1 pseudogene is annotated in these 1,553 nt (G+C 81.0%); it reads left to right on the forward strand.

Annotation, left to right across the window (positions count from 1 at the left end):
* Window positions 1-1,553, forward strand: a pseudogene (locus AB0M52_RS33855) (hypothetical protein); the annotation flags it as partial.

A 1,553-nucleotide genomic window follows, 5' to 3' on the forward strand; every position in this document is an offset into this window, starting at 1 on the left:
GCCGGCGCGCTGGTGCCGGTGCTAGCCGGTGCGCTGATTCGCCCGGCGGCGGAGCTGCGCCCGTCGCTGCTGCTGCTGGCGGCGGCGCTGGTCGCGGTGGTGCTGGCCGGTGCGGTGCGGCTGCTCCCGGCCGGCTGGCGGCCCGGCCCGCGGGTCGGTGCGCTGCTGGTGGCCGCCATCGGGGCGCAGCTGACCGCGCTGGCGGCGGTGGTGCTGGCCGGTGCCGCCGTGGGCCGGTCGCTGCCACCGTGGCGGGGGGCCACGGCGGGGCCGGCGTTCGCCTGGGGCTGGCAGCTGCCGGTCGCGGTGGCCCTGACCTCGGCGGCGGCGGTCTGGCTGCTGCCCCGGGCAGCCCGGCCGGCGGTTGCGGCGGCCGGCATCGCCGCGACGGCGCTCGCCGTGCCGGTGGCCTGGGCCGCGCCGTGGCCGGCCGTGGTCGCCGTCGACCTGGTGGTGGGGGCGGTACTGCTGGCCGCCGCGGTGGCCCGCCCGGCGGTACGGGGGTCGATGGCGCTGACGGCCGCGCTGGGCGGTGCCGCGTTGTTCGGGCACGGGCTGCTGGTCGGGCTGGCCGGCCCGGCTGGGGCCGGCGCGGCCTGCGCGGTGATCCTGGCCGTCGGTCTCGGCGTGGCCGCTGCCGGCCGGCGTGGCGAGCCGGTGCAGCGCACCGTGGCCGGTTCCGGGCTGGTCGCGGCGGTGCTCGTGATGCCGGCCGGCGCGGCGGTCGCGCTGATCGGTGCCGGCGCGCCGCCTTGGTGGCAGGCGCGGGCGGCGCTGGCCGCCGTCGCGCTGCCGGCGGTCGCGCTGCACATGGTCCGCCGCCACTGGCCCGACCTGTGGCCGTACGCCGCGACCGGCCTCGCCGTGGCGGCCGTGTTGACCGGTCTCGCGCCGGTGGCCGTACCGGGTGACGAGCCGGTGACGGTCTACGCGGCCGGGGCGGCGCTGCTGGTCGCGCTGGCCGGGTTCCGCACCCGCCCGCTGGCGGTGCTCCCGGTGGCCGGGCTCGGCCTGGCCGCGGTGGCGGTGCTGACCGCCGTGCCGGTCGCCCTGACGGCGCTGGTGACCCCGTACGGCCCGCCGCCGGCCCTCTGGTCCGGTGTCCCGGCTGCCCAACCCGCCCCGGGCGCGGTGCCGGTCGGTGTGGCGCTGTCGGTGCTGGCCCTGGCGGCGGTGCTGGCCGGCTGGCCAGGCGGCCGGACCGGTCCGGCCGCGTCGGTCCGGCCGGCCGATCCCAGCGGTGCCGCCCCGGAGGTGGCCGGCGCAACCGGGGATCGGAGCAGCTGGTGGCGGATCGGTCGGGCCGGCGGATGGCGGGTGGCCGCGGTGGCACTGCCGTTCGTGGCTGGTGCCGGGCCGGTGTGGTTGGTCGCCGCCGCCGCGCCCTGGCCGGTCGTGCCGGCGACGGCGCTGCTCGGCGGCGTGGCCCTGCTGCTGGCCACCGCGCTGCTGACCCCGCCCGCCCCGTTCGTCGGAGCCGGTGTGCCGGTCGGAGTAGTGCTGACCGGGGCCGGGCTGCTCAACCTCCAGGCCACCCGGGCCGGCACGCTGGC

This window comes from Micromonospora sp. NPDC051296 (assembly GCF_040682255.1).
Classification (GTDB): Bacteria; Actinomycetota; Actinomycetes; order Mycobacteriales; family Micromonosporaceae; genus Micromonospora; species Micromonospora craterilacus.